The organism is Marinococcus sp. PL1-022 (assembly GCF_033845285.1).
GTDB lineage: Bacteria > Bacillota > Bacilli > Bacillales > Marinococcaceae > Marinococcus.
The window spans coordinates 2,263,867-2,288,390 of record NZ_JAWXCX010000001.1; the positions used below are offsets into that span (position 1 = coordinate 2,263,867).

At 50.9% G+C, this 24,524-nt stretch carries 21 protein-coding genes and 2 riboswitches; of the genes, 1 reads left to right on the plus strand and 20 read right to left on the minus strand.

The annotated features are described in order from the left end of the window. Positions 1–37: 37 nt before the first annotated feature. The 17 genes from purH to SIC45_RS11750 all read right to left on the minus strand — a co-directional run bounded on the left by purH (position 38) and on the right by SIC45_RS11750 (position 19,374). A complete protein-coding gene (gene purH / locus SIC45_RS11670; RefSeq protein WP_298788388.1) occupies positions 38–1,570 on the minus strand; it encodes a bifunctional phosphoribosylaminoimidazolecarboxamide formyltransferase/IMP cyclohydrolase in 1,533 nt (510 codons plus the stop codon). Next, on the minus strand, positions 1,567–2,178 hold the full coding sequence (gene purN, locus SIC45_RS11675; RefSeq protein ID WP_319632966.1) for a phosphoribosylglycinamide formyltransferase: 612 nt from the start codon (positions 2,176–2,178) through the stop codon (positions 1,567–1,569). The genes purH and purN overlap by 4 nt, the downstream gene beginning before the upstream one ends. Further along, the gene (purM, locus tag SIC45_RS11680) at positions 2,175–3,212 is read right to left on the minus strand and encodes a phosphoribosylformylglycinamidine cyclo-ligase (protein WP_319632263.1); all 1,038 of its coding nucleotides are present in this window, start codon (positions 3,210–3,212) and stop codon (positions 2,175–2,177) included. The genes purN and purM overlap by 4 nt, the downstream gene beginning before the upstream one ends. 18 nt (positions 3,213–3,230) lie before the next feature. Continuing rightward, positions 3,231–4,652 carry an amidophosphoribosyltransferase gene (purF, locus tag SIC45_RS11685; RefSeq protein WP_319632264.1) on the minus strand — a complete coding sequence of 474 codons (1,422 nt, stop codon included), beginning with the start codon at positions 4,650–4,652 and terminating at the stop codon, positions 3,231–3,233. After that, positions 4,628–6,856, minus strand: coding sequence for a phosphoribosylformylglycinamidine synthase subunit PurL (gene purL, locus SIC45_RS11690; RefSeq protein WP_319632265.1), 2,229 nt, complete (start codon positions 6,854–6,856; stop codon positions 4,628–4,630). The genes purF and purL overlap by 25 nt, the downstream gene beginning before the upstream one ends. Then, positions 6,840–7,523, minus strand: coding sequence for a phosphoribosylformylglycinamidine synthase subunit PurQ (purQ, locus tag SIC45_RS11695; RefSeq protein ID WP_319632266.1), 684 nt, complete (start codon positions 7,521–7,523; stop codon positions 6,840–6,842). Before purQ ends, purL begins: the two co-directional genes overlap by 17 nt. Next, positions 7,523–7,771, minus strand: coding sequence for a phosphoribosylformylglycinamidine synthase subunit PurS (gene purS, locus SIC45_RS11700; protein ID WP_319632267.1), 249 nt, complete (start codon positions 7,769–7,771; stop codon positions 7,523–7,525). The genes purQ and purS overlap by 1 nt, the downstream gene beginning before the upstream one ends. Beyond that, positions 7,764–8,483, minus strand: coding sequence for a phosphoribosylaminoimidazolesuccinocarboxamide synthase (gene purC / locus SIC45_RS11705; protein WP_319632268.1), 720 nt, complete (start codon positions 8,481–8,483; stop codon positions 7,764–7,766). Before purC ends, purS begins: the two co-directional genes overlap by 8 nt. A 29-nt stretch (positions 8,484–8,512) precedes the next feature. Further along, positions 8,513–9,808, minus strand: coding sequence for an adenylosuccinate lyase (gene purB / locus SIC45_RS11710; RefSeq protein ID WP_319632269.1), 1,296 nt, complete (start codon positions 9,806–9,808; stop codon positions 8,513–8,515). A gap of 32 nt (positions 9,809–9,840) precedes the next feature. Continuing rightward, positions 9,841–10,980 carry a 5-(carboxyamino)imidazole ribonucleotide synthase gene (gene purK, locus SIC45_RS11715; RefSeq protein WP_319632270.1) on the minus strand — a complete coding sequence of 380 codons (1,140 nt, stop codon included), beginning with the start codon at positions 10,978–10,980 and terminating at the stop codon, positions 9,841–9,843. Next, entirely contained in the window at positions 10,968–11,462 is a 495-nt protein-coding gene (gene purE / locus SIC45_RS11720) for a 5-(carboxyamino)imidazole ribonucleotide mutase (protein ID WP_298788479.1), read from the minus strand. The genes purK and purE overlap by 13 nt, the downstream gene beginning before the upstream one ends. 175 nt (positions 11,463–11,637) lie before the next feature. Next, positions 11,638–11,739: riboswitch (purine riboswitch) on the minus strand. Between the two features lie 91 nt (positions 11,740–11,830). Then, a complete protein-coding gene (locus tag SIC45_RS11725) occupies positions 11,831–12,031 on the minus strand; it encodes an NETI motif-containing protein (protein WP_319632271.1) in 201 nt (66 codons plus the stop codon). Between the two features lie 104 nt (positions 12,032–12,135). Continuing rightward, a complete protein-coding gene (locus SIC45_RS11730) occupies positions 12,136–13,443 on the minus strand; it encodes a Zn-dependent hydrolase (RefSeq protein ID WP_319632272.1) in 1,308 nt (435 codons plus the stop codon). Positions 13,444–13,492: 49 nt separating this feature from the next. Beyond that, a complete protein-coding gene (locus SIC45_RS11735; protein WP_319632273.1) occupies positions 13,493–16,309 on the minus strand; it encodes an ATP-binding protein in 2,817 nt (938 codons plus the stop codon). Next, positions 16,302–16,670, minus strand: coding sequence for a response regulator (locus SIC45_RS11740; RefSeq protein ID WP_319632274.1), 369 nt, complete (start codon positions 16,668–16,670; stop codon positions 16,302–16,304). The genes SIC45_RS11735 and SIC45_RS11740 overlap by 8 nt, the downstream gene beginning before the upstream one ends. Positions 16,671–16,690: 20 nt before the next feature. Beyond that, positions 16,691–18,280 (minus strand): diguanylate cyclase, encoded by a 1,590-nt coding sequence (locus SIC45_RS11745; protein WP_319632275.1) that lies wholly within the window; start codon positions 18,278–18,280, stop codon positions 16,691–16,693. Between the two features lie 206 nt (positions 18,281–18,486). Continuing rightward, positions 18,487–19,374 (minus strand): nuclease-related domain-containing protein, encoded by an 888-nt coding sequence (locus SIC45_RS11750; protein ID WP_319632276.1) that lies wholly within the window; start codon positions 19,372–19,374, stop codon positions 18,487–18,489. Positions 19,375–19,536: 162 nt separating this feature from the next. Between SIC45_RS11750 and SIC45_RS11755 the strand changes: the two genes are divergently transcribed. After that, on the plus strand, positions 19,537–20,133 hold the full coding sequence (locus SIC45_RS11755) for a DNA-3-methyladenine glycosylase (protein WP_298788411.1): 597 nt from the start codon (positions 19,537–19,539) through the stop codon (positions 20,131–20,133). A gap of 6 nt (positions 20,134–20,139) precedes the next feature. Here SIC45_RS11755 and SIC45_RS11760 read toward each other — a convergent pair whose 3' ends face one another. The 3 genes from SIC45_RS11760 to guaA form a co-directional block, all read right to left on the minus strand. After that, entirely contained in the window at positions 20,140–21,135 is a 996-nt protein-coding gene (locus tag SIC45_RS11760) for an acryloyl-CoA reductase (protein ID WP_319632277.1), read from the minus strand. A 110-nt stretch (positions 21,136–21,245) separates the two neighbouring features. Next, positions 21,246–22,559: an NCS2 family permease gene (locus SIC45_RS11765; protein WP_298788414.1), complete on the minus strand. Its 1,314-nt coding sequence runs from the start codon at positions 22,557–22,559 to the stop codon at positions 21,246–21,248. Positions 22,560–22,647: 88 nt separating this feature from the next. After that, positions 22,648–24,192 (minus strand): glutamine-hydrolyzing GMP synthase, encoded by a 1,545-nt coding sequence (gene guaA, locus SIC45_RS11770; protein ID WP_319632278.1) that lies wholly within the window; start codon positions 24,190–24,192, stop codon positions 22,648–22,650. Positions 24,193–24,404: 212 nt separating this feature from the next. Continuing rightward, positions 24,405–24,505, minus strand: a riboswitch (purine riboswitch). Positions 24,506–24,524: the final 19 nt, after the last annotated feature.

Sequence of the window (24,524 nt, forward strand, 5' to 3'; positions counted from 1 at the left end):
AAAAGCCCGGGGAGTGGAACCCCGGACTTTTCGGGTCTTAATGCCTGAAATGGCGCATGCCGGTAAACACCATAGTGATTCCCAATTCGTTGGCGCGGTCGATGGACTCCTGGTCCCGGATTGAGCCGCCCGGCTGAACAATCGCTGAAATACCGGCTTCTCCGGCTGTTTCCACCGTATCCTGCATCGGGAAGAAGGCATCAGAGCCGAGAGCGCTGTTTGCCGCTTCCTCTCCGGCCTGGTTAATAGCAATTTCAGCCGAACCGACACGGTTCATCTGGCCGGCACCAATTCCAATCGTCTGAACATTTTTCGTCAATACGATCGCGTTGGATTTCACGTGCTTAACTACCTTCCAGGCAAGCTTCAAGTCCTCCCATTCCGCTTCTGTCGGCTCCCGTTCGGTTACCACTCGCACGTCCGCATCCAGAAAGCCTTTGGTATCCTCGTCCTGTACAAGCAGGCCGCCGTGGATGGACGTCAATTGTGAACGCGTCTCAGCAAGTCCTTCGAGCGTGACAGTCAGCAGACGGATATTTTTCTTCTGCGTCAGCAGATCAAGGGCTTCCTGCGAAAAGCTCGGGGCGATAACAATTTCAAGGAAAATCTCCTTCAGCTTTTCTGCGATGGCCTCTGTTACTTCGCCGTTAAACGCAACGATTCCCCCGAATATCGAGACCGGGTCTGCGGCATACGTTTTGTCGTAGGCTTCCTCGAGTGTTTCCCCAATCGCGACCCCGCACGGATTCATGTGCTTAACGGCCACCGAGGCCGGGTGCGTGAATTCGCGGATCATACTGAGCGCTGCTTCAGCATCGTTAATATTGTTATAGGAAAGCTCTTTGCCGTGCAGCTGGAAGGCATTTGCAATCGAGCTGAGCGGCCCGATTGGCTCCCGGTAAAAGGCTGCCTCCTGATGAGGATTTTCGCCGTAGCGCAGATCCTGCTTTTTCTCATACGTCACGGTGTACATTTCAGGATGCTTTTCGCCGGCTTCCCGGGTTAAATAATCCGCAATTAACGCGTCATAGGAAGCAGTGTGCCGGAACACCTTGGCTGCGAGCCTTTTGTTCGTCTCCGCTGATACCGTGCCGCCATCTTTTAATTCTGTAAGCACAAGCTCATAATCATCCGGATCCACGACGACCGTAACGTCTTCGAAGTTTTTCGCCGCTGCCCTAAGCATTGTCGGACCGCCGATATCAATATTTTCAATGGCATCCTCAAACGACTTGTCCGGGTTTTCGATCGTTTTTTTGAACGGGTACAGATTTACGACTACCAGGTCAATTGGTTCGATACCGTGCTCGTTCAGCTGGGCTGTATGGGCATCGTCGCTGCGGCGGGCAAGCAGACCGCTATGTATGTTTGGATGCAGCGTCTTCACCCGGCCGTCAAGTATTTCCGGAAATCCGGTAACGTCTGAAATACCCTTGATCTGCACACCGCTTTCCTCGAGTACGCGGCTCGTTCCTCCCGTAGAGATAATTTCAATTCCCTGTTTTTCAAGGCTTTTGGCCAGGGGTACAATACCCTCTTTATCTGACACACTAATTAATGCTCGTTTCATGAATGGTTGGCTCCCTCCGTATTGGTTTGTGCTGTTTTCAGGGGACGGGTGATCCACTGCTGGACGATGTCCGGATAAAGCCGGTGTTCAACGGCCTGGATACCGGCGGTGAGTGTTCCAAGCGAATCCGTATCCTTTACATACAGCGGCTCCTGCGCAATAATGCTGCCGGTATCCATGCCTTCATCGACGTAATGAACCGTGACCCCGGTCACTTTTACTCCTGCATCCCACGCCTGCCTGATGGCATCCTTTCCAGGAAAAGCCGGAAGCAGTGAAGGATGGACATTAATCATACGTCCGCTGTATTCGCTAAGCAGCGTATCGCCGATTAACCGCATATAGCCGGCAAGCACGATCCGTTCCGCCCCTTTAGCATATAATTCCTTCACGATTTCAGTTTCAAACGCCGCCTTGTTTTCGTACTCCTTCGGCGAAAAAGCGAACACCGGAATACCCTCTTCTTCGGCAAAGGCAACGACCGGAGCCTGCGGCTTATCACAGACAATCAGCACGAATTCCGCTTTGAGTCTCTCTTCCCGGGCTGCGCGGATCAATGAACGGGCGTTCGACCCAGTACCAGAGGCAAATAGGGCGAGCTTCATCAGCACGTCGCCCCCTTCACCTGCACTCCGCCGCCATCAGTTACTTCCCCAATGGCCCACGCCTCTTCCCCGTCCTGCTTCAGGGCCTGGAGTACGTTTTCTTTTTCCGCAGCCGGGACCACTGTCATTAAACCAATACCCATGTTAAAGGTGCCAAACATGTCTTCCGGAGACAAATGACCTTCGTTTTGAATGAAAGGAAAAATTTCCGGCTGCTTCCAGCTGTGGACGTCAAACATCGCACCACAGCCGTCCGGCAGCATTCTCGGCACATTTTCAAAAAAACCGCCGCCAGTAATATGAGCCATTCCTCTGGATGTGCCCAGCTGCTTAATGGCTTTCGCCGCATTTACGTAAATCTTTGTCGGCTCAAGCAGCTCTTCACCGAGCGGACGCTGAAACGGAGGAACCGTGTCATTCACCGTAAACAGGCCATCCTCAAACAATACCTTACGCACGAGGGAAAACCCGTTGCTGTGCACGCCTGAGGAAGCTACACCAATAATCACGTCCCCGGGTCCGGCTTGTGGCTCAGCCAGAATATCCGCCTTTTCCGCTGCCCCAACCGCAAACCCGGCCAGGTCGTATTCTTCCTCACTGTACATTCCCGGCATCTCGGCGGTTTCTCCGCCAATGACAGCGCAGCCTGCCTGCACGCAGCCGTCTGCTACGCCTTTGACGATCTGCTCGATTTTTTCCGGATCTGCTTTTCCCAGAGCCAGATAATCCAGAAAATAGAGGGGATCGGCCCCCTGGACGGCGATATCATTTACACACATTGCCACCACATCCTGGCCGATCGTGTCGTGCTTATTCATTTGAAAAGCAAGCATTAATTTCGTGCCGACACCGTCTGTGCCTGATATGAGCACAGGCTCTTTGTAAGGAAGTCCGGAAATATCAAACATACCGCCAAAACCACCGAGAGCCCCCATCACTTCCGGGCGCCCGGTCCGGGCAATGTGCTTTTTCATCCGCTCTACCGCCTGGTATCCTGCTTCAACGTCTACACCGGCCCGCTTGTAAGCTTCAGACATCCGTAAGGCCCTCCTTTATTAACCATTCATAATTTTATCGTGCGGATGGAGCGTATCATCGTAAATTTCTGTAGGGTATTTGCCGGTAAAGCACGCGAGACACTGGCCGCAGTTCGGCTCGCTTTTATCCCGGCCGATGCCGTTCTGCAGGCCTTCAATGCTGATAAACGACAGTGAATCCGCCCCCATCAGATCGCGCATTTCATCGACGGTATAATTTGAGGCAATCAATTCTGCCTTCGTTGACGTATCTATTCCGTAAAAGCATGGGTGCGTAATCGGCGGTGACGTAATGCGCACGTGCACTTCCGTTGCTCCCGCTTCCTTGAGCATGCGGACGATCCGCTTGCTTGTCGTGCCGCGGACAATTGAATCATCCACCATCACGACTCTTTTGCCTTCCACGACCCCGCGAACCGCGGACAGCTTCATTTTCACACCCTGCTCCCGGAGCGCCTGTGACGGCTGGATAAAGGTCCGGCCGACATACCGGTTTTTAATCAGTCCTAGTTCATACGGTGTACCCGTAGCTTCGGCATAGCCGATAGCAGCAGAAATGGAAGAGTCCGGCACCCCGGTCACGACATCTGCTTCCACCGGAGCTTCCTTGGCCATTTCCTTGCCGAGATTTTTTCTCGCCGTATGCACGTTAATATTGTCCACATTGGAATCCGGGCGGGCAAAATAGACGTATTCCAGACTGCATATTGCCCGGGATGTGGCAGTTGAAAACAATTCCGAGTGCATGCCCGAGTCATCAATGCTGATAATTTCTCCGGGCTGCATGTCCCGGACGTACTCAGCGCCGATCACGTCAAACGCACACGTTTCGGAAGCGACCACATAGGTTTCGCCAATTTTTCCGATCGCAAGCGGACGGAGACCATTTGGATCCATAGCGCAAAGCAGCTTGTCCTCGGTCATTACCGCAAAGGCGTATGCTCCTTCAATATAGGACAGGGCGTCCTTCAGCTGGTCTTCAAACCTGGTTTCATCGCTTCTCTTGATCAGGTGGGCGAGCACTTCAGTGTCCGAGGTTGACTGGAAAATACTCCCTTTTCTTTCGAGCTCCTCTTTTACGTGGTTGGCGTTCACAAGATTTCCATTATGCGCAACAGCAAGACCAGTTGTCTGTGACTGAAAAAGCAGCGGCTGACAGTTCACAAGACCCCCTCCGCCGGCTGTAGCATAGCGTACGTGGCCGATGGCTGAATTTCCCTGCAGCTGTTCAAGGTCTCCTTCTTTAAAGGCTTCCGTAATAAGACCGAGTCCTTTGTGGCTCGACAGTTTATCGCCGTCGCTAACGACGATGCCTGCCCCCTCCTGCCCGCGGTGCTGCAGGCTGTGCAGCCCGTAATAGGTCAGCTGCGCTGCCTCCTCGTGGTTCCAGACAGCAAACACACCACATTCTTCGTTTAAGCCTTTGATTTCACCAAGCATGGAATAGCTCCTTTCCAGGCGTTCTCCAACTCCTTGGCAGAAGCTTGAAGAATCGTCTCTCCCGATTCTCTGAGTAAGTGCAATGCTGCTTCTTCTGTCACTCTGCCGGCGTATCTCGCGTCTGGTACTGTCTGTTCAAAAGCCTTCCGGTTCTCCGCAGCTACAGAAATCACATAGCGGGACTGCGTTTCTGCAAACAATTCATCGATAACCTCTCCGGTGATCACTGCTTCCGCTCCGAGCCCGGTGCCAAACGTGCTTTCTGCAATTGCCACAGCAAGACCGCCTTCGGATACGTCATGCGCCGACTGCACCAGCCCTGCCTGAATCGCCTTCAGCACATCCCGCTGCCTCCGGTACTCAGTGTCAAGATCAAGCTCCGGCGCCCGTCCGTCAATCGAGCCGGTCTGCATCTCCTGGATCTCGCTGCCGCCAAAGTCTTCGCCCGCTTCACCGATAATATATACAGCGTCCCCTGCCTGCTTAAACTCCTGAGTTGTAATATGGGCAAGCTCTTTAATCAGCCCGACCATGCCGACGACCGGCGTCGGGTAGATCGCGCCGTTCTGCGTTTCATTGTAAAGCGATACATTGCCGCCGATAACCGGTGTTTCAAGGGTTTTGCATGCTTCTGTCATGCCGTCAATCGACTTTTCAAACTGCCAGTAAATTTCCGGTTTTTCCGGATTGCCATAGTTCAGGCAGTCGGTCAGCCCAAGTGGCAGCCCGCCCGAGCATATAATATTACGGGACGCTTCTGCGATAACAATTTTTCCGCCCTGCTCCGGATCAAGCCCGAGATAGCGCGCGTTGCAATCGGTTGTCATCGCAAGTGCTTTATCTTTGCCCCGTACCCGCAGCACCGCTGCATCGGAGCCTGGCATTACGGCAGTATTAGTGCGGACCATATAATCGTACTGGTCGTATACCCATTCCTTGCTCGCGACCGTCGGTTGCTTTAACAGGTCTGTGAGCGTTTCTTCCGCATCACTTACATCCGGCCGCCATGCCTTCTGCTGCTGGCGTTTGCGGAACGCTTCCGGCTCCCGCGACTCGGGATAGTACACTGGTGCGTCTTCGGCCAGTGCGTCCACGGGCACGTCCGCAACCTTTTCACCGCTGTGCCATAGCACAAGACGCTGATCATCGATTACGCGGCCGATTTCGGCCGCGTGAAGCCCCCAGTGTGCGCAGATATCGTGAATTTCTTTTTCTTCGCCCTGTTTGACCACCAGCAGCATCCGCTCCTGGGACTCGGAAAGCATCATTTCATACGGGCTCATGTTAAGCTCCCGCTGCGGCACCGTATCAAGGTTCATCTCAATCCCTGACCCCGCCTTGCTGGCCATTTCTGCTGAAGAAGAAGTCAGCCCTGCAGCTCCCATGTCCTGAATCCCGACGAGTGATTTACACTTCACGAGTTCAAGGCATGCTTCGAGCAGCAGCTTTTCCATAAATGGATCACCCACCTGCACGGAAGGACGCTTGCTTTCTGATTCGTCGCTGATTTCTTCCGAAGCAAAAGTAGCTCCGTGGATACCATCTTTACCGGTGCTTGCCCCGACATAAATCACCGTGTTTCCGGCACCGCTGGCAATCCCTTTCTGAATATCCTTATGGTCAATAAGCCCGACGCACATGGCGTTCACAAGCGGATTGCCCTCATAGCTCGGATCAAACTGTACTTCGCCTCCGACCGTCGGCACACCGATGCAGTTACCGTATCCGGCAATGCCCGCTACAACCTCTTCAAATAAATACTTCACCCGGGGCTTGACCAGCTCCCCGAAACGAAGCGAATTCATAATGGCGACCGGCCGGGCTCCCATCGAGAACACGTCCCGGAGAATGCCGCCGACACCGGTAGCCGCTCCCTGATAAGGCTCGATCGCTGATGGATGGTTATGGCTTTCCATTTTGAACACGACCGCCTGCTCATCACCAATGTCGATAATGCCGGCGCCTTCGCCAGGTCCCTGCAGCACGCGCTCTCCCTCAGTCGGAAATTTTTTCAGCTGGGCTTTGGAATGCTTATAGCTGCAGTGCTCCGACCACATGACTGAAAACAGGCCGATTTCTGTATAGTTTGGCAGGCGCCCGAGAATTTTTTTTATCATTTCGAATTCTTCGTCTTTAACGCCCATTTCCTGATAGATTTTTTCCTGTTCAATCTGCTCTGCGGAAGGTTCAAGTAGTAAGGACATGGGATTTCCTCCATTGCTTCAATATTGACTGAAAGATTTTCAATCCGTCGTCACTGCCAAGGATCAGGTCGGTTGCTCGTTCCGGATGCGGCATCATGCCCATCACGTTGCCCTGCTTGTTTACAATGCCGGCAATCGCTTCTTTGGAGCCGTTAAAATTGTCTTCGTATGTGAACACAATCTGATTGTTTGCCTGCAGGTCTCTCAGGGTCTCGTCGTCGCAGTAATAGTTTCCTTCGCCGTGGGCCACCGGGATCGTTATTCGTTCACCTTCGGCGTATTCGGAGGTAAAGCCGGTTTCATGATTTGCCACCATGAGACGTGCCGGCCGGCAGATAAACTTCAGCGACCGGTTCCGCTGCATGGCTCCAGGCAGCAGTCCGGCTTCGAGCAGCACCTGGAAGCCATTACAGACGCCAAGAACCGGCTTCCCTTTTTCCGCCTGCTCCACGACGCTTGCCATAACCGGGGCAAAACGGGCAATCGCACCGGAACGAAGATAGTCTCCGTAGGAAAAACCGCCGGGCAGAAGAATACCGTCATAATCCGCGACACTTTCTTCGGTGTACCAGACTTTATCCACCGGCTCTCCGAGACCCTCCTGGATTGCATAGTACATGTCGTCATCACAGTTGGATCCTGGAAACACGATAACCGCGAATTTCATCAGGACACGCCCTTTCCGATCGTGTACGTATAATCTTCAATCACCGGGTTGGACAGGAGCTTTTCACACATTTCCTCAATCCGCGCTTCAAGGTTGTTTCCTTCCTCTACTTCAAGCTCAATATACTTGCCGGTCTGGACAGATGACACCTCATGGTACCCCATTGTCTGCAGGGCGTTTTCAATCGTACTTCCCTGCGGATCAAGCACTCCTTCTTTCAATGTCACATACACTTGAACGTTAACCATGTGCAGCTCCTCCTAATCGCTGTAATATTTCGGAATAGCCTTCCTGAAGAGAACCAATCCCGTAACGGAATAAATCTTTATCAAACTTCTGGCGGGTTTCTTTATCCCACAGCCGGCACGTATCCGGAGAAATTTCATCGGACAGCAGCAGCTTTCCGTCCTCTGTCATTCCAAATTCAATTTTAAAGTCCACCAAAAGCAGTCCGTGGTCGGAAAAATGCTTTTTAAGCGTTTCATTCACGTGTTCGGCCATCTGCTTCATATCCTTCACCTGCGACGGGGAGGCCGCCTGCAGCAGGCGGATATGGTCATCGTTAATTAAAGGGTCCCCAAGCTCGTCGTCCTTGTAGTAGAATTCCACCACCGGCTGATCCGTTTCAATGCCTTCCTCAATGCCGGTGCGGCGGTGAAGGCTGCCGGCAACAATATTGCGTACAACGACCTCAAGTGGAATGATGGCTGTTTTTTTGACCGCCTGCTCGGTTTCGGAAAGCCGGTCCACGAAATGGTTGTTTATACCTTCCTCGTGCAGCTTTTGAAAAAGCAGGGAGGAAATTTCGTTATTCAGCTTGCCTTTGCCGACCAACACTTCCTTTTTCTCTCCGTTAAAAGCGGTGGCATCGTCTTTGTACTCTACCCAGAGCGTGTTTTCCACGTCTGTTTCATACAGCTTTTTGGCCTTTCCTTCATACAATAGAGCGCGTTTTTCCATCGCAGGCTCCTCCTTTGGACTATCCCTTATTATTCGATGCCGGCACGGGCGAAGATCGTATCGACTTCCTTCATGTGATGACGGTGATCAAAGCAATCCTCGATTTCTTCACTGCTTAAAACATTTGTAATGGCCGGTTCACTTTCCACAAGCTCCCGGAACGGGATGCCTTTTTCCCATGCCTCCATTGCCTTAGGCTGGACCGTGTCGTACGCTTCCTCACGCACCATGCCTTTGTTGATCAGCGTAAGCAGCACACGCTGGGAGAAGACAAGACCGAGCGTTTTGTCCATGTTTGCTTTCATATTGTCTTCAAATACGGTCAGGTTTTTCACGATATTACCAAAGCGGTTCAGCATGTAATTGAGCGCCGTCGTCGCGTCTGGAATAATAATTCGTTCAGCTGAGGAATGCGAAATATCGCGTTCATGCCAGAGCGGAACATTTTCATAAGCAGTCAGCATATGGCCGCGGATCACCCGGGCCAGGCCGGTCATATTCTCCGATCCGATCGGATTGCGTTTGTGCGGCATCGCTGAGGAACCCTTCTGTCCCTTGGCGAAAAACTCTTCCACTTCCCGGGTTTCGCTTTTTTGCAGGCTGCGGATTTCAACAGCCATTTTTTCAATCGACGTAGCAATTAATGCGAGGGTGCTCATGTAATCAGCATGACGGTCCCGCTGCAGCGTCTGCGTCGATACTGGCGCTGCCTGAAGGCCAAGCTTCCGGCAGACCGATTCTTCAATAGCCGGCGGAATGTTGGCAAACGTCCCAACCGCTCCCGACAGCTTCCCGACGCGAATTCCCTCAGCCGCAGCGTCAAAGCGTTCGATATTACGCTTCATTTCCTGATACAAGAGAGCAAGCTTAATCCCGAAGGTGGTGGGCTCCGCGTGCACGCCGTGGGTGCGCCCCATCATGATCGTATGCTTATGTTCCTTTGCCTTGTTTTTTAAAATTTCGAGAAAACGCTCCAGGTCCGCCCGTAAAATCTCATTGGCCTGCTTAATCAGATAAGAGAGCGCCGTATCCACAACGTCGGTGGAGGTCAGGCCGTAATGCACCCATTTGCGCTCATCGCCGAGCGTCTCCGACACCGCCCGTGTAAACGCCACAACGTCATGGCGTGTTTCCTCTTCAATCTCCTGGATCCGTTCGATATTAAAGGAAGCATTATCCCTTATTTTTTTCACATCTTCCTTTGGAATGTCCCCAAGCTCCGACCAGGCTTCACAGGCACAGATTTCGACCTCCAGCCAGGCGTTGAAGCGGTTCTCTTCGGTCCAGATGGCACCCATTTCCGGGCGCGTGTAACGATCGATCATAATCAGGTTCCTCCACTCTTCTCTTTAATTAGTTATTTCTCTATGTACTGCTTCCATACATCTGAGGACCGCTCAAGCGCATCCTGAAGATCCTCCCGCAGCACCGTCCAGTGCCCCATTTTCCGGCCGGGCTTGGCTTCATCCTTGCCGTACAGATGCACATGATCCTTGCTCCACTCTTCCATATGCGCCGTTACCGCTTCGACGTGTTCCCCGAGAATGTTGGTCATGACCACCGGCTGCTTCAGTCCGGCAGGACCGAGCGGAAGACCGCAGACAGCGCGGATGTGCTGTTCAAATTGGGAGGTTTCACATGCTTCAATCGTATAGTGGCCTGAATTGTGCGGCCTTGGCGCCACTTCGTTTACATACACCGTGTCATCGTCTGTAACAAACATTTCCACCGCAAGGGTGCCGACTAGATCCACATGTTCGGCAAGCCGGTGGGCGATACGGATCGCTTCTTCATTTACAAAACGCGAAATTCTTGCCGGGACAATAGTCTGGTGCAGAACGTTATTAACATGGATATTTTCTCCGACCGGAAATACGCCGGTTTCCCCATGCACGCTCCGGGTGACAATGCAGGAAATTTCTTTTTGGAACGGGATCCACGCTTCGAGTACGAGCTCTTTGCCGTCGCTTCCCCCGAGGGCTTCAAACGCTGCTTCTGCATCCTCCTCTGCCTTTAACACTACCTGTCCCTTCCCGTCGTAGCCGCCGCGGCATGTTTTCAGCACGCTTGGAACGCCAATCTGCTCTACCGCTGCCGAAAGCTCCTCGCGGGAGGTCACCTGGTGATACGGAGCTACTTTAATATCTGCTGCTTCAATTGCCTGCTTTTCACGAAGGCGGTGCTGCGCCGTATGCAGCAGCTGGCTTCCCTGCGGAAGATAAAGAGTGTTTTCCAGAAGCCTCGCTGTCTCTGCGTCAATATTTTCAAATTCATACGTTAATACATCACACACTTCTGCCATGCTGTCTGCCCCGTCACGGTCATCATAGGAAGCTTCAATTTCAATATCAGCCACCTGCCCGGCAGGCGAGTCTGATTTTGGTTCAAGCACGGCCACCCGGTAGCCCATTGGCTTAGCCGCAAACGCCATCATTCGTCCGAGCTGTCCGCCTCCAAGTATTCCGATCGTCTGTCCCGGTTTCATTACTCGCCCCATAATTCATCTCCTGACTGCATGACCTGTTCACGCATTTTTTCTCTACGCTGCTGAAGCTTATCTGCCAGCTTTTCATCAAAGGCTGAAATCATCTGAGCGGCCAGCAGTCCGGCATTGGTCGCCCCGGATGTTCCAATTGCCACGGTCGCCACCGGCACGCCGCCGGGCATCTGGGCGATGGATAAAAGCGAGTCCCATCCGCTTAAAGCCTTGGACTGCACCGGCACTCCGATGACCGGCAGGGTTGTTTTTGCTGCTACCATCCCAGGCAGATGAGCTGCCCCGCCCGCACCGGCAATAATTACTTTTATTCCGCGCCCTCTTGCCTCTGCCGCGTATTCAAACATGTAATCCGGCGTCCGGTGGGCGGATACGATGTTCTTTTCAAACGGCACCCCGAGTTCGTCGAGTACCACGCATGCCTTCTGCATCGTTTCCCAGTCGGACGTACTGCCCATTATTACTCCTACCTGCGGTTCCAATTGCGCCACTCCTTTGCTTTTCCACGCATACTTTTTGACATAAAGAAGCCCCGGTGCCAGATCCATCCCTAAAAAAGGATAGTCTTCCGCACTCCGGGGAAGGTCTCGTGAACGTATACGCTCTACTATAGAAGAAAATTTCAAGCCGAAGCCTCCACTATTTCAGACAAAGGCTTCGTTTGATCATTCTCCTCATAGTCCAGCAATTTACGGTTGCCGGGTAGAGACGCTCGAGCCTTATTCCCGAAAGTATATGAGGATTGTCATCGTTCTGCTTTTCTTGCTTACGTGTTTTAGCTTAACAAGCTGTGATATTATCTGTCAATCAAAATTCGAACAATTGGAATGACCATAGCTTAAATGTTCGTTTATTTCTTTCTTGCTTCAAAACTGATTTCCTGTTTCACCGGCACATACTGTTTTTCTCCGTTAATGGTCTGCTCTTCAAATACGGGCTTTTCCATTCTGCGTACCGGCATAAAGCCCTCTGCAGCAATCCGGGAGAGACACTCTTCCACCGTTTCTTCTTCCTGCACGTAAAATGTCTGTTTATTTTTCTTTTTTGTCATTCTTTTCGCTGCTCCTTATTTCTTCACTTCTGCATCTATTATAACAGGTTCTTTCTAAAAAAAACGAACGAAGCAGAATTTCATTTCCCGCTTCATTCGTTTATTTATCGTCCTTTTTTTGTGCCTATCGTTCGTATGGTCTCTTTTAAGACAGCAACACCGTTTACACAGTCTTTTAATTCAGTAAATTCTTCCGGCGTGTGGCTTTTCCCTTCGAAGCTCGGGACAAACAGCAGGCCAAATGGCACGTAGGCTCCGAACATCATGGCGTCATGGCTCGCGCCCGATACGAGAGATTCTGCCGTTAAGCCAATGCTTCGGGAGGCATCCCAAATCGAACGCCGGATCCATTCAGGGGCCGGTACTGGTTTTACTCTGAAGGCCACTTCATGAGAAACAGTAAGCTCCCGGCGATCGGCTATTTTCTCCGCTTCGCTTCGTGCCAGACTGATCATCTGGTCCCGGACCTCCTCATCAAGGTCCCGGATATCGGCTGTCAGCCGGGCCTCTCCAGCAATTACGTTTGAACCGTTCGGCTCGAGAGAAAGCCTTCCTACGGTAGCTACTGCAGTGTCACTGTGCATAGCCGGAAGCTGTTCCAAATACAGAATAAATTCTGCTGCTGCAGCGGCTGCGTCTTTTCTGATGTTCATCGGTGTGTTCCCGGCATGGTCTGTTTCTCCAAGAAAATGCACGTCAAGCCATGAAGGGCCGGCGATTCCTTCTACAACGCCGATACTTGCCTCCTGCTGTTCTAGCTGTTTTCCCTGCTCCACATGCAGCTCCAGATATGCCCGCAGCCGTTCACGCGGATAAATATTATTTTCGAGCTTATTCGGCGAATAGTCCATCAGCTTCATTGCCTCCGCCGCCGTCACTCCCTCGTCATCCCGCATTTGAAAGAAAGCATCCTTCGAGATATCGCCGACGGCCGCACGGCTCCCGAGGAGCCCACTCCCGAAACGGGCTCCTTCTTCATCTACAAAAACGGCAATCTCTACAGAACAATTCAGCATGGCGCCTTCTGCCTTCAATGCTTCTACAGCCATCAGGCTCGATATGCAGCCGAGAGCCCCATCAAAAGCACCGCCGTTTTTCACAGTATCCAGATGTGAGCCGGTAAGGATAATCGGTGCGCCGGCCTGGCCAGACTCCCACAGGCCATAAATGTTTCCCACACCATCTTCCCTGACACTCAGTCCCGCTTCCTGCATCCAGGAACGAAAAAGATTTTTTGCCTGCTGTTCTTCTTCTGTATAGACGTAGCGCGTAACACCGCCTTCTTCTGTGCGGCCGATGGCTGCCAATTCTTCCAGGCGGCTGGCCAGAACCTCGGGATCGATTGACGGGAAGCCCCTGCTTTCCTCAATCGTCTGGAGCAGGCGCTCCCTGCTGAATCCCTCGTTACCCAAAGCATCATCACTCCTTCTTTTCTTTCACACTAACACACCGGCAAAAACGTTACACTTCCTTAAAGGAAGGCACATACACTTCCCCCTGATTATCTGTCTGCTCAATGATACGCCGCACCTGCTGGGATAAACTGTTCGGAGGATATGGCTTGGTCAGGTAATGCCGGACATCCATACGGGCCATTCGCTCTTTATCCTCGTGCAGAGCCGAGGAAATAATAATTGGCACGTCTTCAGTATGGCGGAAGGATTTCAGCTGTTCAATAAAACCCCATCCGTCCATTTCTTCTCCAAGCATCAGATCCACGACAAAAACCTCCGGCCGCAGCCCCCGTTTCAGCGCGTCCAACGCTTTGTATGGATTGAAGTAGTGCACCACTTCGTATTTGGCGTGACGAAGCTCCTCTGAAAGAAGCATCCCGAGGCTTCGGTCGTCTTCGAGAATGAGCACTGAGTGAAGATCACTTTCTTCCGGCAGTTCTTCAATATCGAACTCGACACCTGAGATCGGCAGGAATAAGCAGAAGCTGCTGCCTTGCCCTTCTATCGAATCCACCTCTATCCGGCCTTTATGGTCTTCCACAATTTGCTTTGTTACCGCAAGCCCCAGACCAGTGCCGCGTATTTTCCTCCGGTCTTCATCATTAATACGGTGGAATTTTCCGAAAAGACGGGGAAGCTCTTTTTCCGGAATCCCAAGGCCTTCATCCGATATTTTCACCCTTACCATATTCTGATCATTGGCAAGCTCAATTTTCACTTCGCCGCCTTCTGGAGAAAATTTCACCGCATTGCCAATAATGTTGGTGACACCCTGCACGATTTTACCTTTATCTGCATAGACGCGTCCATACTGCAGCCGGTCCTTTACAACAAACGTATGGTCCGGCTGATTGGGTTCAAAGGTATCCACCACTTCAAGCATCAGGCTGCTGATATCAATTTCTTCCATGCCGTATTCCTGGCGCCCGGATTCCATCCGCTGCAGATCGAGAAAATCGTTAATTAACGACGTCAGCCTTTCGCCTTCCCGGTGAATGGTTTCTATATATTTTTTCTGCCGGGCCGGCTTTAAATCTTTGACGAGCAGCAGCTCGGCAAAGCCCAAAATACTCGACAGCGGCGTCCTGAGCTCGTGACTGACGGTGCTGACAAGATCTGATTTCATCTGGTCAAGCTCAAATTCTTTTGTCCGGTTGCGGTGAACAAAAATCGTTCCCTTTTCTTCTGATTCCATCTGCACAGTACGTCCGTACAGCTCATAAACATTTACAGCGCTCTCTGTCGTAATTTTGTATTCGATGCTGTAATCCGGCACTTCTTCTCCGCCAATAAAAGCTTTGAAGTAGCTTTCCACATGCTCCCGGCACTCTTCATCAATTTGTTTGATCCACTCCGACGTCCACTCCGCGAACGGGAGCGCCTGCGTGTCGTTCTGGGCCCAGGCACCAATCATGCTCCATGTCCAGTGATTCGCATGCTCAAGGGTGCCGTTTTCATTGATATACTGGATGCCTTCATCAACGCTGTCGATAATGCGCTGGTACAAAAAGCGCTCCTCTTCCGTTTCCTCGAACAGAAGAATACGGCTGAAGGAGATCGAGGCCTGACGGAGAATGCCGCGCATCGTTTCACGTTCCTGTTCTGAAAAGTTCTGACCGGTTCTGGCAAATACCGCCGCGCCGATCATTTCTTTTTTGCTGCTGAACACCGGCAGATACATTTCATACACCAGGGATTCATTTGTCCCGAGCCCTCCTTCTCCGTCACGTGCTTTCCGCTCGATCACATGAATCTGTTTCGTGTCGGCGATTAAAGCGAGCGGACTCCCTGCAGAATGATCCTCGAAATACTGTTTTTCTTTTTCACTCACCCCGTACCAGGCAGCCTGCCAGCTTGGTTCTACAGCTGCAACCATTCCTTTTTCAAAATGAAAAAGAGTGTACATCTTAGAAAGCAGCTGTTCCATTAGCGCCTGTTTTCCCATCGAACCGCTGAATGTCTCGTTCAGCTCATTTAATGTCCGCAGGTATTCCTGCTGCTCCTGCAACTCGTTCTGCTGGATGACAAGCTCTTCATTCCGGTCCATAATCGCATTCTGGTTCTGTTGGATACTTGCTGCCATTTCGTTAAAGGAACGGCTCAGCTCTCCTATTTCATCGCTGCGATGGCTATCGGAAATTGATATTTCTTCTCCGCTCCCTACCCTGGCTGCAGCATTCTTCATTTCCCAAAGCGGCCTGACAGCCCTGCGCAGCAGCAGCCAAACAATAGCACCGAGCACTATCAGTATCGCAATCAAATACAAAAGATAGGCAAGATGCGAGTTTTCGTTCACTTCAAAATACTGGTCATTCACGCTCATCCGTTCAGCCTCGGCCTGGTCGTGCCCGCTCGATAGGCTGTTAACAAGGGCACCAACCTGAGAACTAACCTGTTCGCGATTTTCAATAGTGGTGCTGCCGGACTCCACCGCTTCGGTCAGCTGCGGCAGCCAGTCGTTTTCATAGTCATTCAGGAACTGTTCTGTCTGAGCGACCAGATCGGTGTCCGCTTTACTCAGGCTCCGGTACTCCTCGAGCTGTGTTCTCGCAGCACTTAAGTTTCTTTCAACTTTCTCCATCTCACTTTCGTCTCCAAAAGCAAGATAGCCGCGGCCGGCAATGATAATCTGCTGAGTATAGAATTCCAGGTCCGCCAGCACGTTCTGCGTGTCGCGCCACTGCCTGGACTCATTTTCAAGATTCTGCTGATTCGAGCTCATATAAACATGCTGTCCGATCCCCCCGGCAGCAGCAAGTATCAGTACGAGCAGGAAAATGATGCTGAATCTCCGATGGAGGCGGCTTTTTATGTATTTAAGCATCCAAAAGCTCCTCCACAATTGTAATAAGCAGAGCCGGGCTGAATGGCTTGGAGACAAACTCCGTCACGCCTGCTTTTCTCGCTTCCTCTATGTCTTTATCCTGGGATTTTGCTGTAATCATCAGTGTTTTCATATTTTCAAGCCTGCCATCTTTTCGAAGCATGGAAACAACCTCCACTCCGTTATATTCAGGCATCATGTTGTCGATAATCAGGAGGTCATAGGAAGCGGCGCTTGCTTTTTCGTATGCTTCCTTCCCATCTGTTGCTTCCTCAATAATATATTCGTCTTCGTCCTCCAAAGTGTCCACCACAAGCATCCGGAGGACTTCCGCGTCGTCAGCTACAAGTATTTTGTACATTTCCTCCCGCCTTTCCCTTCTTACAGCACCCGCTGGATCAATCTTTTCGCACGTGCAACCAGTTCTTCTTTTCGAAACGGCTTCATCAAATAATCATCCGCTCCGAGTTCAAGTGCATGAACAATATCTTCTTCGTTCCGGTTTCCTGTAAGCATTAATATGATCATGTTGCTCGACGGATATTTCCCGCGGAGCTTTTCAAGCACTGCGAATCCGTCCATGCCGGGCATGGTAACGTCCAGTACGACAAAATACCGCTGCCCGCGCTCGTAGTTTTCTTTCTCAAAAAATGCTTCTCCAGATGAAAAATGGATCGTCCGTATCCGGTACCTCGCAATATTTAATTGGAGAAACTGATCAGCGACAAAGGAAGCCATCGCTTCATCATCGTCGATAATAAATACATTTATGTAGGGAAGATCAATAATCGTTTCGCCCGAATAGGAGACTACGGCATTCCGGCCGGAATCCTTTGCTTCAAGCATAGCTGCGTCTGCTTCATTGATCACCTCCTGCAGAGAAGCGTGATTAGCAGTCGCTGTTGACGTTCCCGCCGTAAACCCGAGCCGGTAAGGCAGACGACGCTCTGATACGAAATCGGCAAAGGAGTGCTGCAGGCGTTTCATGATATTTTCTGTTTCCTCCGAAAAGGTCTGCTGGAAAATAAATAAAAATTCGTCCCCGCCCAGGCGGATCAAATGATCGCTCGGGCGCTTCTGGGAAAACATGTGACCGACAAACCATTTGAGCACCTGATCCCCTTCCTCGTGGCCATAGCTGTCATTAATCTGCTTGAAGTGATCAAGGTCTGTGAGAGCTACAGAAAAGGGCTTACCGCTCCGTTTAAACTCTGCCCACAGACGGGCTTCCTCCAATTCAAGCATTTTCCGGTTATAGGCCCCTGTCAGTTCATCCACCGTCAGCGCTTCTTTCATCGGGGCCTGCCACTCCAGATGACGGTGAATGACCTGCACCATTTCGATCGTGGAATACGGCGGTTTGATCACAAAGGAGGCCCCGTCTTCATACAGTTTATCCGCCCTCTCGCTGTCTATGCCGCCATTGCAAAATACAACGACAGGAAGCAGCACATCTCTTGCTGCGTCTTTAATACGCTTAATGATTGTCCTGTTTCCCCGCACAGCCAAGTCTTCTGATATAAGCACCATTTCCGGATGGAATTCCTCTATTTTCTCCATGAGCTTTCTCCGGTCAGAAGCAAGCAGCACGTGGTGCCCAAGTGTTTCAAGCTGTTCCTTCACCTCATACAAAACGTGCAGGGACGTATGCCCGAGAAGCACAAATGAGGATTCTTCTTCGGAGGTATCATAGGAGATGGAAAGCTTTTCTGGCTCATGTTCTTCTCTAAGCATGTTCATGATTTTCCTCGCATGAACCTTACGGGCTTCTCCGGGAGCCTCTGCACTAAGCGCCCGCATCGCTTCCTCGGCCATTTCAGCTGCCTGCCCCAGCCCGATCGTGGCGCCGGTTCCTTTAATCGTATGCAGCCATCTGTACATTTCATCAAAATCTTTGTACTGCTTTTGTTCTAAGTATTCATACTGATTTTTAATATTTTCAATAAAGGTTTTCTGATACTGTTTCACCATAAAAATATCCCTTCTAACCATTATTATCTATTTCCATTATATACTATTTAACCGTGTCAAAAGTAGCTTAATACAAGAAAAAATACTACTGTTTTAAAAGCAGAAAAACTCTAAGCATTCTGTAGAAAGAGGAAAAACGTGTATATCAGCATTTTGACGCAAAAAAACCGCCCGGATGATTGCCAGGGCGGCTTCTGCATAGTGACCTATGAAACATAATTTGTCGTAATAATCGAGCGCTCCATTTGATACAGCTGTTCCTGCGAGTACAGAGGCGCGTTTTGCGAAAACTGCTCGTGAAAGAAGGCCCGCAGTGCTGCTTCTGTCGTAAAACGATGAGTAAAGGCATCTACCGACACATCCTGCACAAACCGGTCATCCTGCGTGTTCGAATGGCCGAAGAAAATAATTGGCGTAACTTCCCCCGGGTTGTGCTTTTCCCTGCGCAGGAAATCCTCTGTGATCGAAGCCGTTGCTTTGGCATGCTCAATCGGGCTGTCGTGCACTTCAAATGTTCCTGACCGGACATGCCCCCGGCTTGTGTTTTGAAACACCATCGTCGTTTCCACATCTTCCTCGACGTCCGGGTACAGCGTATCAAGCACAAAATCAAGCGTTCCGGCATTGTGCTTACTGACCCCGTGAATAATATGGCCTTTCCATTTCTGCGTCTCAAGCACATACAGCCCCCGGGTCGTCAAAACAACGTGGTCCACCTGGCGGGTCGACAGCTCCGTCCGTTCGTCCAACGGCACGTAAACGTGTCCGGAAATCAACATTTCATCCACGGCAATCTGATTTGCTTCGACAAGATCATTTTTAATGCTTCGAAGCAGCTCATGTGTTTTCATTTCTTCCGGTTCCCGTGAAATTTTCTCCAAATGATAAATGTAATCCGTCAGTTTTCCTTTTTCTTCCTCATACTTGCCGCGTATCGCCTGGATGTCCTCGCGGTACTGCGAGCTTTTTCCTTCAATTTCTTCTTCCATTTTTCTATCATACTGCCGGACTTTTTTTAAATACTGGTCCCGCTGAATTAAAATGACCGCACCAATGATGATTAAAGCTATAATAACTGTAACCGCTATACCCATATAAGCACCTCTTCCATCTCCTGCCTTAATATTTTTACTATGACCCGGGATTTGGTACACTAAAAATCGCTTCTTATTCGCTATGTAAAATTATATACATCATATTTCTATCATAATCAATATATTCCTTTTCGTATACACCAAAAGAAAGGATTCTTCCCTATGACACTTTATCCTGTGGTTCCAAAGGACTTTTATGAAAAACCGACGCTCGAGCTGTCCCGGGCCCTGATCGGCTGTGTACTCGTGCATGAAACACCGGAGGGCCCTGCAGCTGGCAGGATCGTTGAAACGGAAGCCTATATAGGACCCGTGGACCGCGCTGCCCACAGCTACAATTACCGCAGAACAAAGCGGACGGATGTAATGTTTTTTCCTCCGGGGCACGTGTATATGTATACGATGCACACCCATGCGCTTCTAAATATTGTCAGCGGGGTGGAGGAGTCTCCGGAAGCTGTCCTCATCCGCGCTGTCGAGCCGGCTGCAGGCCTTGAGCTTATTCAAAAACGCCGGCACCGTGTCCGCGGCATTCAGCAGACAAACGGTCCCGGCAAGTTAACGAAAGCGCTTGGCATTGATATGAGCTACTACGGCCATGAGCTTGACCGTCCGCCGCTGTATCTGTCACCTAAGGATTACGAACCTGCGGTTGAAAGCGGCCCGCGCGTCGGTATTTCCGGAAGCGGCGAGGCACGCCATTACCCGTGGCGGTTCTTTGAAGCCGGCAATCCCTACGTTTCCAAATGGAGGGCCTGAGCCCCGTTATTTCAGAGCAACGATCCGGCGGCCCTGGATACGATTTTCCAAAATAGCGTCAAGATCCTCCGCCAAATCATCCAGCGTGGTCTCGCTTGCAATCGTATCAAGCAGTGATTGAATTTTCAGGTCATCTGCGAGCCGGTTCCACACATATTGTCTTTTTTCCACCGGACAATAAACAGAATCAATTCCAGCCAGATTGACACCTCTTAAAATAAACGGATGGACTGTCGTAGGAACGTCTGTCCCTCCGGTGAGTCCACTGACAGCTGCGGTACCGTGATATTTCATCGTACTCAGCAGGTAGGCAAGCGTTTCTCCCCCAACTGGGTCCACAGCCCCGGCCCACATCGCCTTTCCAAGCGGTTTACGTTTATCCGGATTCACGTCCTCGCGGGACAGGATACGTCCTGCGCCAATATTTCGGAGGTAATCATGGGCTTCACTGTTCCCGGTAACGGCTGCCACGTCATACCCGAGGGAGTGGAGCATCGCTACAGCCATGCTTCCAACACCGCCAGTAGCACCGGTTACAACGACCTCGCCCTGTTCCGGCGTGACTCCTTCCTCCTCCAGGCGCACGACCGATAATCCTGCTGTAAACCCGGCAGTGCCAAAAATCATAGCTTCTCTTGGAGTCATCCCCTCCGGCAGTTTTACTACCCAGTCAGCAGGCACTCTTGCTTTTTCCGCATAGCCGCCGTGATGGGCCACTCCAAGCTCATAGCCTGTAACGAGCACCTCGTCGCCCTCCCGGTATCTCGAATCACTGGATGAGGCGACAACGCCGGCGAGATCGATGCCCGGAATCAGTGGGTAGCCCTGGGCGATCTGGCTTCCAGGTGCTGCTGCCATCCCGTCTTTAAAGTTGATGCTTGAATAGTGTACATCGATGGTGACGTCGCCTTCAGGCAGATCGTTTTCTTCCAGTGTACGTATTTCTTTTGTAACTTCTCCCTGATCGTTTTTATCCACGACCAGTGCTTTAAATGTGCTCATGCTTTCCACCTCCATAAAATAATCCTCTAAACTATTCCCAAAAAAGCTTTATTCCATGCAGAGCAAAAACAAAAAAACACGCGCCTCCTTCAGGAAGCACGTGTGGGATGCTACGGTGTTAAAAATAAGAAAAAGATGATAAACACAAAAAACAACGCGTACATAATCGGGTTCAGCTGCTTTCCTCTTCCAGTGAGCACCATCGTGATCGGATAGAAGATAAAACCCATCGCAATACCGGTCGCGATACTGTAGGTGAGCGGCATTGATACAATCGTTAAAAAGGCCGGCACCGCAATTTCGAGACGCTGCCACTCAATTAAGCGCAGCGACGATACCATCAATGCCCCTACAATAATTAGAGCCGGCGCCGTTACAGCGCTTGTCACCACGCCGAGAAGCGGCGAGAAAAACAAAGCGGCAAGAAACAACAGCGCCGTAATAATCGATGCAAACCCGGTACGCCCTCCGACAGCTACACCGGCTGAAGATTCAATATATGCTGTCGTTGTCGAGGTTCCCAGAATTGAGCCGATCACGGTGGCCGATGAATCCGCCACCAGGGCACGCCCGGCACGCGGCAGTTTGTTGTCTTTTACAAAGCCCGCCTGGTTGGCTACTGCAAACAAAGTTCCGGCTGTATCAAAAAAGTCTACAAACAAAAATGTAAGCACTACTACGATAAATCCAATAACAAAGCTTGAATCCCACGAAAAGTCCGCAAGAGAGGTGAAAGCAGCCCCAAATGTCGGGGCGATACTAGGCACCCCGGAGACAATCTGGCCCGGCGGCTGAATCTGCCCCACCAATATGCCAGCCAGAGCTGTAATCACCATTCCGTAAAAAATACCTCCCCGGATGCCAAGCGTCATCAGTATGACGGTAACAAGCAGACCAAATGCCGCAAGAGCAGCCGGCCCGGAGGTGAGTGTACCAAGCGTAACGAGAGTAGACTCATCAGCCACTACAATCTGCGCTCCCTGCAGCCCGACAAAGGCAATAAACAGTCCAATACCGGCAGAAACAGCGTATTTCAGCTCCTCCGGAATCGCGTTAATAATTTTTTCTCTAATACCAAATGTCGTTAAACCGATAAAGATCATCCCGGAGCAGAATACCCCAAACAACGCAAGCTCCCAGGGAATCCCCATTGTCAGCACAACGGAATATGTAAAAAAGGCATTAAGCCCCATCCCCGGTGCCAGAGCTATCGGATACCTGGCAAGCAGCCCCATAATCAGTGTCCCAATAGCTGCTGCCAGGGCTGTCGCTACAAACACGGCGGACTCATTCATTCCGGCTTCGGCTAAAATACTGGGGTTGACGAATAAAATATACGCCATCGCAAGGAAAGTCGTTAAACCGGCTAACGATTCTTTCTTGTAGTTCGTTTCATTCTTTTTAAATTCAAAAAAACGATCCATCCTCTTATCTCTTCCTCTCTTTCCTCTCCCCAGGCAAAACTCTCTCTGATTGTATTATATACTTACTAAGCGCTTACCGCGCAAGCCCCTACTCCCATTCAATGGTCGAAGGCGGCTTGGATGTAACGTCATACACTACACGGTTAACGTGCTGCACTTCATTAACGATTCTGGTGGAAATTTTTTCGAGAACGTCATATGGAATACGGGCCCAGTCCGAAGTCATTCCGTCAATCGAAGTAACCGCGCGGATTCCGACTGTATAATCGTATGTCCGGCTGTCTCCCATTACGCCCACGCTTCTCATATCCGGAAGCGCCGTGAAGTACTGCCAGATTTCACGGTCAAGACCGGCATTTTTGATTTCTTCGCGTAAAATGTAATCTGATTCCCGGACAATTTCGAGCTTCTGCTCCGTAATCTCCCCGAGCACACGAATACCCAGTCCCGGTCCCGGAAACGGCTGACGCCATACGATTTCATCCGGCACCCCAAGCTCCGTTCCGAGCTTGCGGACTTCGTCTTTAAACAGCGTATTTAAAGGCTCAATCAGATCAAATTTCATGTCCTCCGGCAGCCCGCCGACATTGTGGTGGGACTTGATCGTCTGTGCTGTATCCGTACCACTTTCAATGACGTCTGTATACAGCGTGCCCTGAACAAGAAAATCCACGTTTTCAAGCTTTCCTGCCTCTTCTTCAAACACGTATATAAATTCATTTCCGATAATTTTCCGTTTTTGTTCCGGATCGCTCACTCCATCGAGCTGATCGAGGAAGCGTTTGGCTGCGTCTATTTTCACAATATTCATCTGAAACCCGCGTCCGAGCGACTCCATGACGCCTGTCGCCTCCTCTTTACGCAGCAGGCCATGATCAATAAACATGCATGTAAGCTGATCCCCGATCGCTTTGTGAACGAGCGCTGCAGCCACCGAGCTGTCCACTCCGCCGCTCAATGCACACAGTACGTTACGGCTGCCCACCTGCTCCCGGATAATTGCCACCTGCTCATCGATAAAATTGGCCATCGTCCATTCATTCGAGCATCCGCAGACACGGTAAGCAAAGTTCTTCAGCATGTCATCGCCAAACTGGGTGTGGCGTACTTCGGGATGGAACTGAACGCCGTACATTTTCTTCTCCGGAGCGCTCATCGAAGCTACCGGGCATGATGGGCTGGTTGCGTCGACCGTAAAACCTTCCGGCGGCTCGACAATTAAGTCGCCATGACTCATCCAGACGCTCTGGGTTTTCGGCAGTCCTTCAAACAATACCGGATTCGCCTGTACATGAATATCGGCTTTTCCATACTCCCGATGCTGGGCTTTTTCCACTTTTCCGCCGTAATGCAGTGTCATCAGCTGCATTCCATAGCAGATTCCCAAAACCGGAATATCCAGGTCAAAAATAGCTGGATCGCAGGTAAGTGCGCCTTCGACATACGCACTGTTCGGCCCACCGGAAAAAATAATCCCCGCTGGGTTCAATTCTTTAATTTTTTCAGCACTGATCGTGTTCGGATGGAGCTCGCTAAAAACACCGAGATCTCTGATCCTGCGTGTAATCAATTGATTATACTGGCCGCCAAAGTCCAGAACAATAATCGTTTCACTGATATTTCCTACGCTCATCGCTTCTACCCCTAACTGTTTTCAAATATGTACGTTCAAGGTTCACTTTAAAGGAATGCCTGCTTCCGGGCAACAGCCTGCTTTGATTGCCAGCTCATCCGCACGTAAAATACTCCTGCAGAAGCGGGCCTTCTGCAGACCAAAAAAGCTGCCTTCGTAAAGTATACGAAAGCAGCTTTGACTGGAGACACACGGCGGCGCTTCTGCTGGCGTGTGCCCTTCGCTGCCCTCGTAGTCCAGCCATTTTCCGGCGGCCGGGTAGAGACATTCGGGCCTGATCCCGAACTATACGAGGTATTCATCTGTAAACATAGAGTAAATTCTAACAGCCG

Excerpts from the sequence above, each read along its gene's own strand:
- SIC45_RS11735 (WP_319632273.1), bottom strand. The coding sequence starts at position 16,309 with ATGCTTAAATACATAAAAAGCCGCCTCCATCGGAGATTCAGCATCATT.
- purC (WP_319632268.1), bottom strand. The coding sequence starts at position 8,483 with ATGGAAAAACGCGCTCTATTGTATGAAGGAAAGGCCAAAAAGCTGTAT.
- purF (WP_319632264.1), bottom strand. The coding sequence starts at position 4,652 with ATGCTTGGTGAAATCAAAGGCTTAAACGAAGAATGTGGTGTGTTTGCT.
- SIC45_RS11745 (WP_319632275.1), bottom strand. The coding sequence starts at position 18,280 with ATGGTGAAACAGTATCAGAAAACCTTTATTGAAAATATTAAAAATCAG.
- SIC45_RS11740 (WP_319632274.1), bottom strand. The coding sequence starts at position 16,670 with ATGTACAAAATACTTGTAGCTGACGACGCGGAAGTCCTCCGGATGCTT.
- purH (WP_298788388.1), bottom strand. The coding sequence starts at position 1,570 with ATGAAACGAGCATTAATTAGTGTGTCAGATAAAGAGGGTATTGTACCC.
- purK (WP_319632270.1), bottom strand. The coding sequence starts at position 10,980 with ATGGGGCGAGTAATGAAACCGGGACAGACGATCGGAATACTTGGAGGC.
- purB (WP_319632269.1), bottom strand. The coding sequence starts at position 9,808 with ATGATCGATCGTTACACGCGCCCGGAAATGGGTGCCATCTGGACCGAA.
- purQ (WP_319632266.1), bottom strand. The coding sequence starts at position 7,523 with ATGAAATTCGCGGTTATCGTGTTTCCAGGATCCAACTGTGATGACGAC.
- SIC45_RS11725 (WP_319632271.1), bottom strand. The coding sequence starts at position 12,031 with ATGACAAAAAAGAAAAATAAACAGACATTTTACGTGCAGGAAGAAGAA.
- SIC45_RS11760 (WP_319632277.1), bottom strand. The coding sequence starts at position 21,135 with ATGAGCACATTTAAAGCACTGGTCGTGGATAAAAACGATCAGGGAGAA.
- purM (WP_319632263.1), bottom strand. The coding sequence starts at position 3,212 with ATGTCTGAAGCTTACAAGCGGGCCGGTGTAGACGTTGAAGCAGGATAC.
- purS (WP_319632267.1), bottom strand. The coding sequence starts at position 7,771 with ATGGTTAACGTTCAAGTGTATGTGACATTGAAAGAAGGAGTGCTTGAT.
- SIC45_RS11750 (WP_319632276.1), bottom strand. The coding sequence starts at position 19,374 with ATGGGTATAGCGGTTACAGTTATTATAGCTTTAATCATCATTGGTGCG.
- purL (WP_319632265.1), bottom strand. The coding sequence starts at position 6,856 with ATGTCCTTACTACTTGAACCTTCCGCAGAGCAGATTGAACAGGAAAAA.
- guaA (WP_319632278.1), bottom strand. The coding sequence starts at position 24,192 with ATGAGCGTAGGAAATATCAGTGAAACGATTATTGTTCTGGACTTTGGC.
- SIC45_RS11765 (WP_298788414.1), bottom strand. The coding sequence starts at position 22,559 with ATGGATCGTTTTTTTGAATTTAAAAAGAATGAAACGAACTACAAGAAA.
- SIC45_RS11755 (WP_298788411.1), top strand. The coding sequence starts at position 19,537 with ATGACACTTTATCCTGTGGTTCCAAAGGACTTTTATGAAAAACCGACG.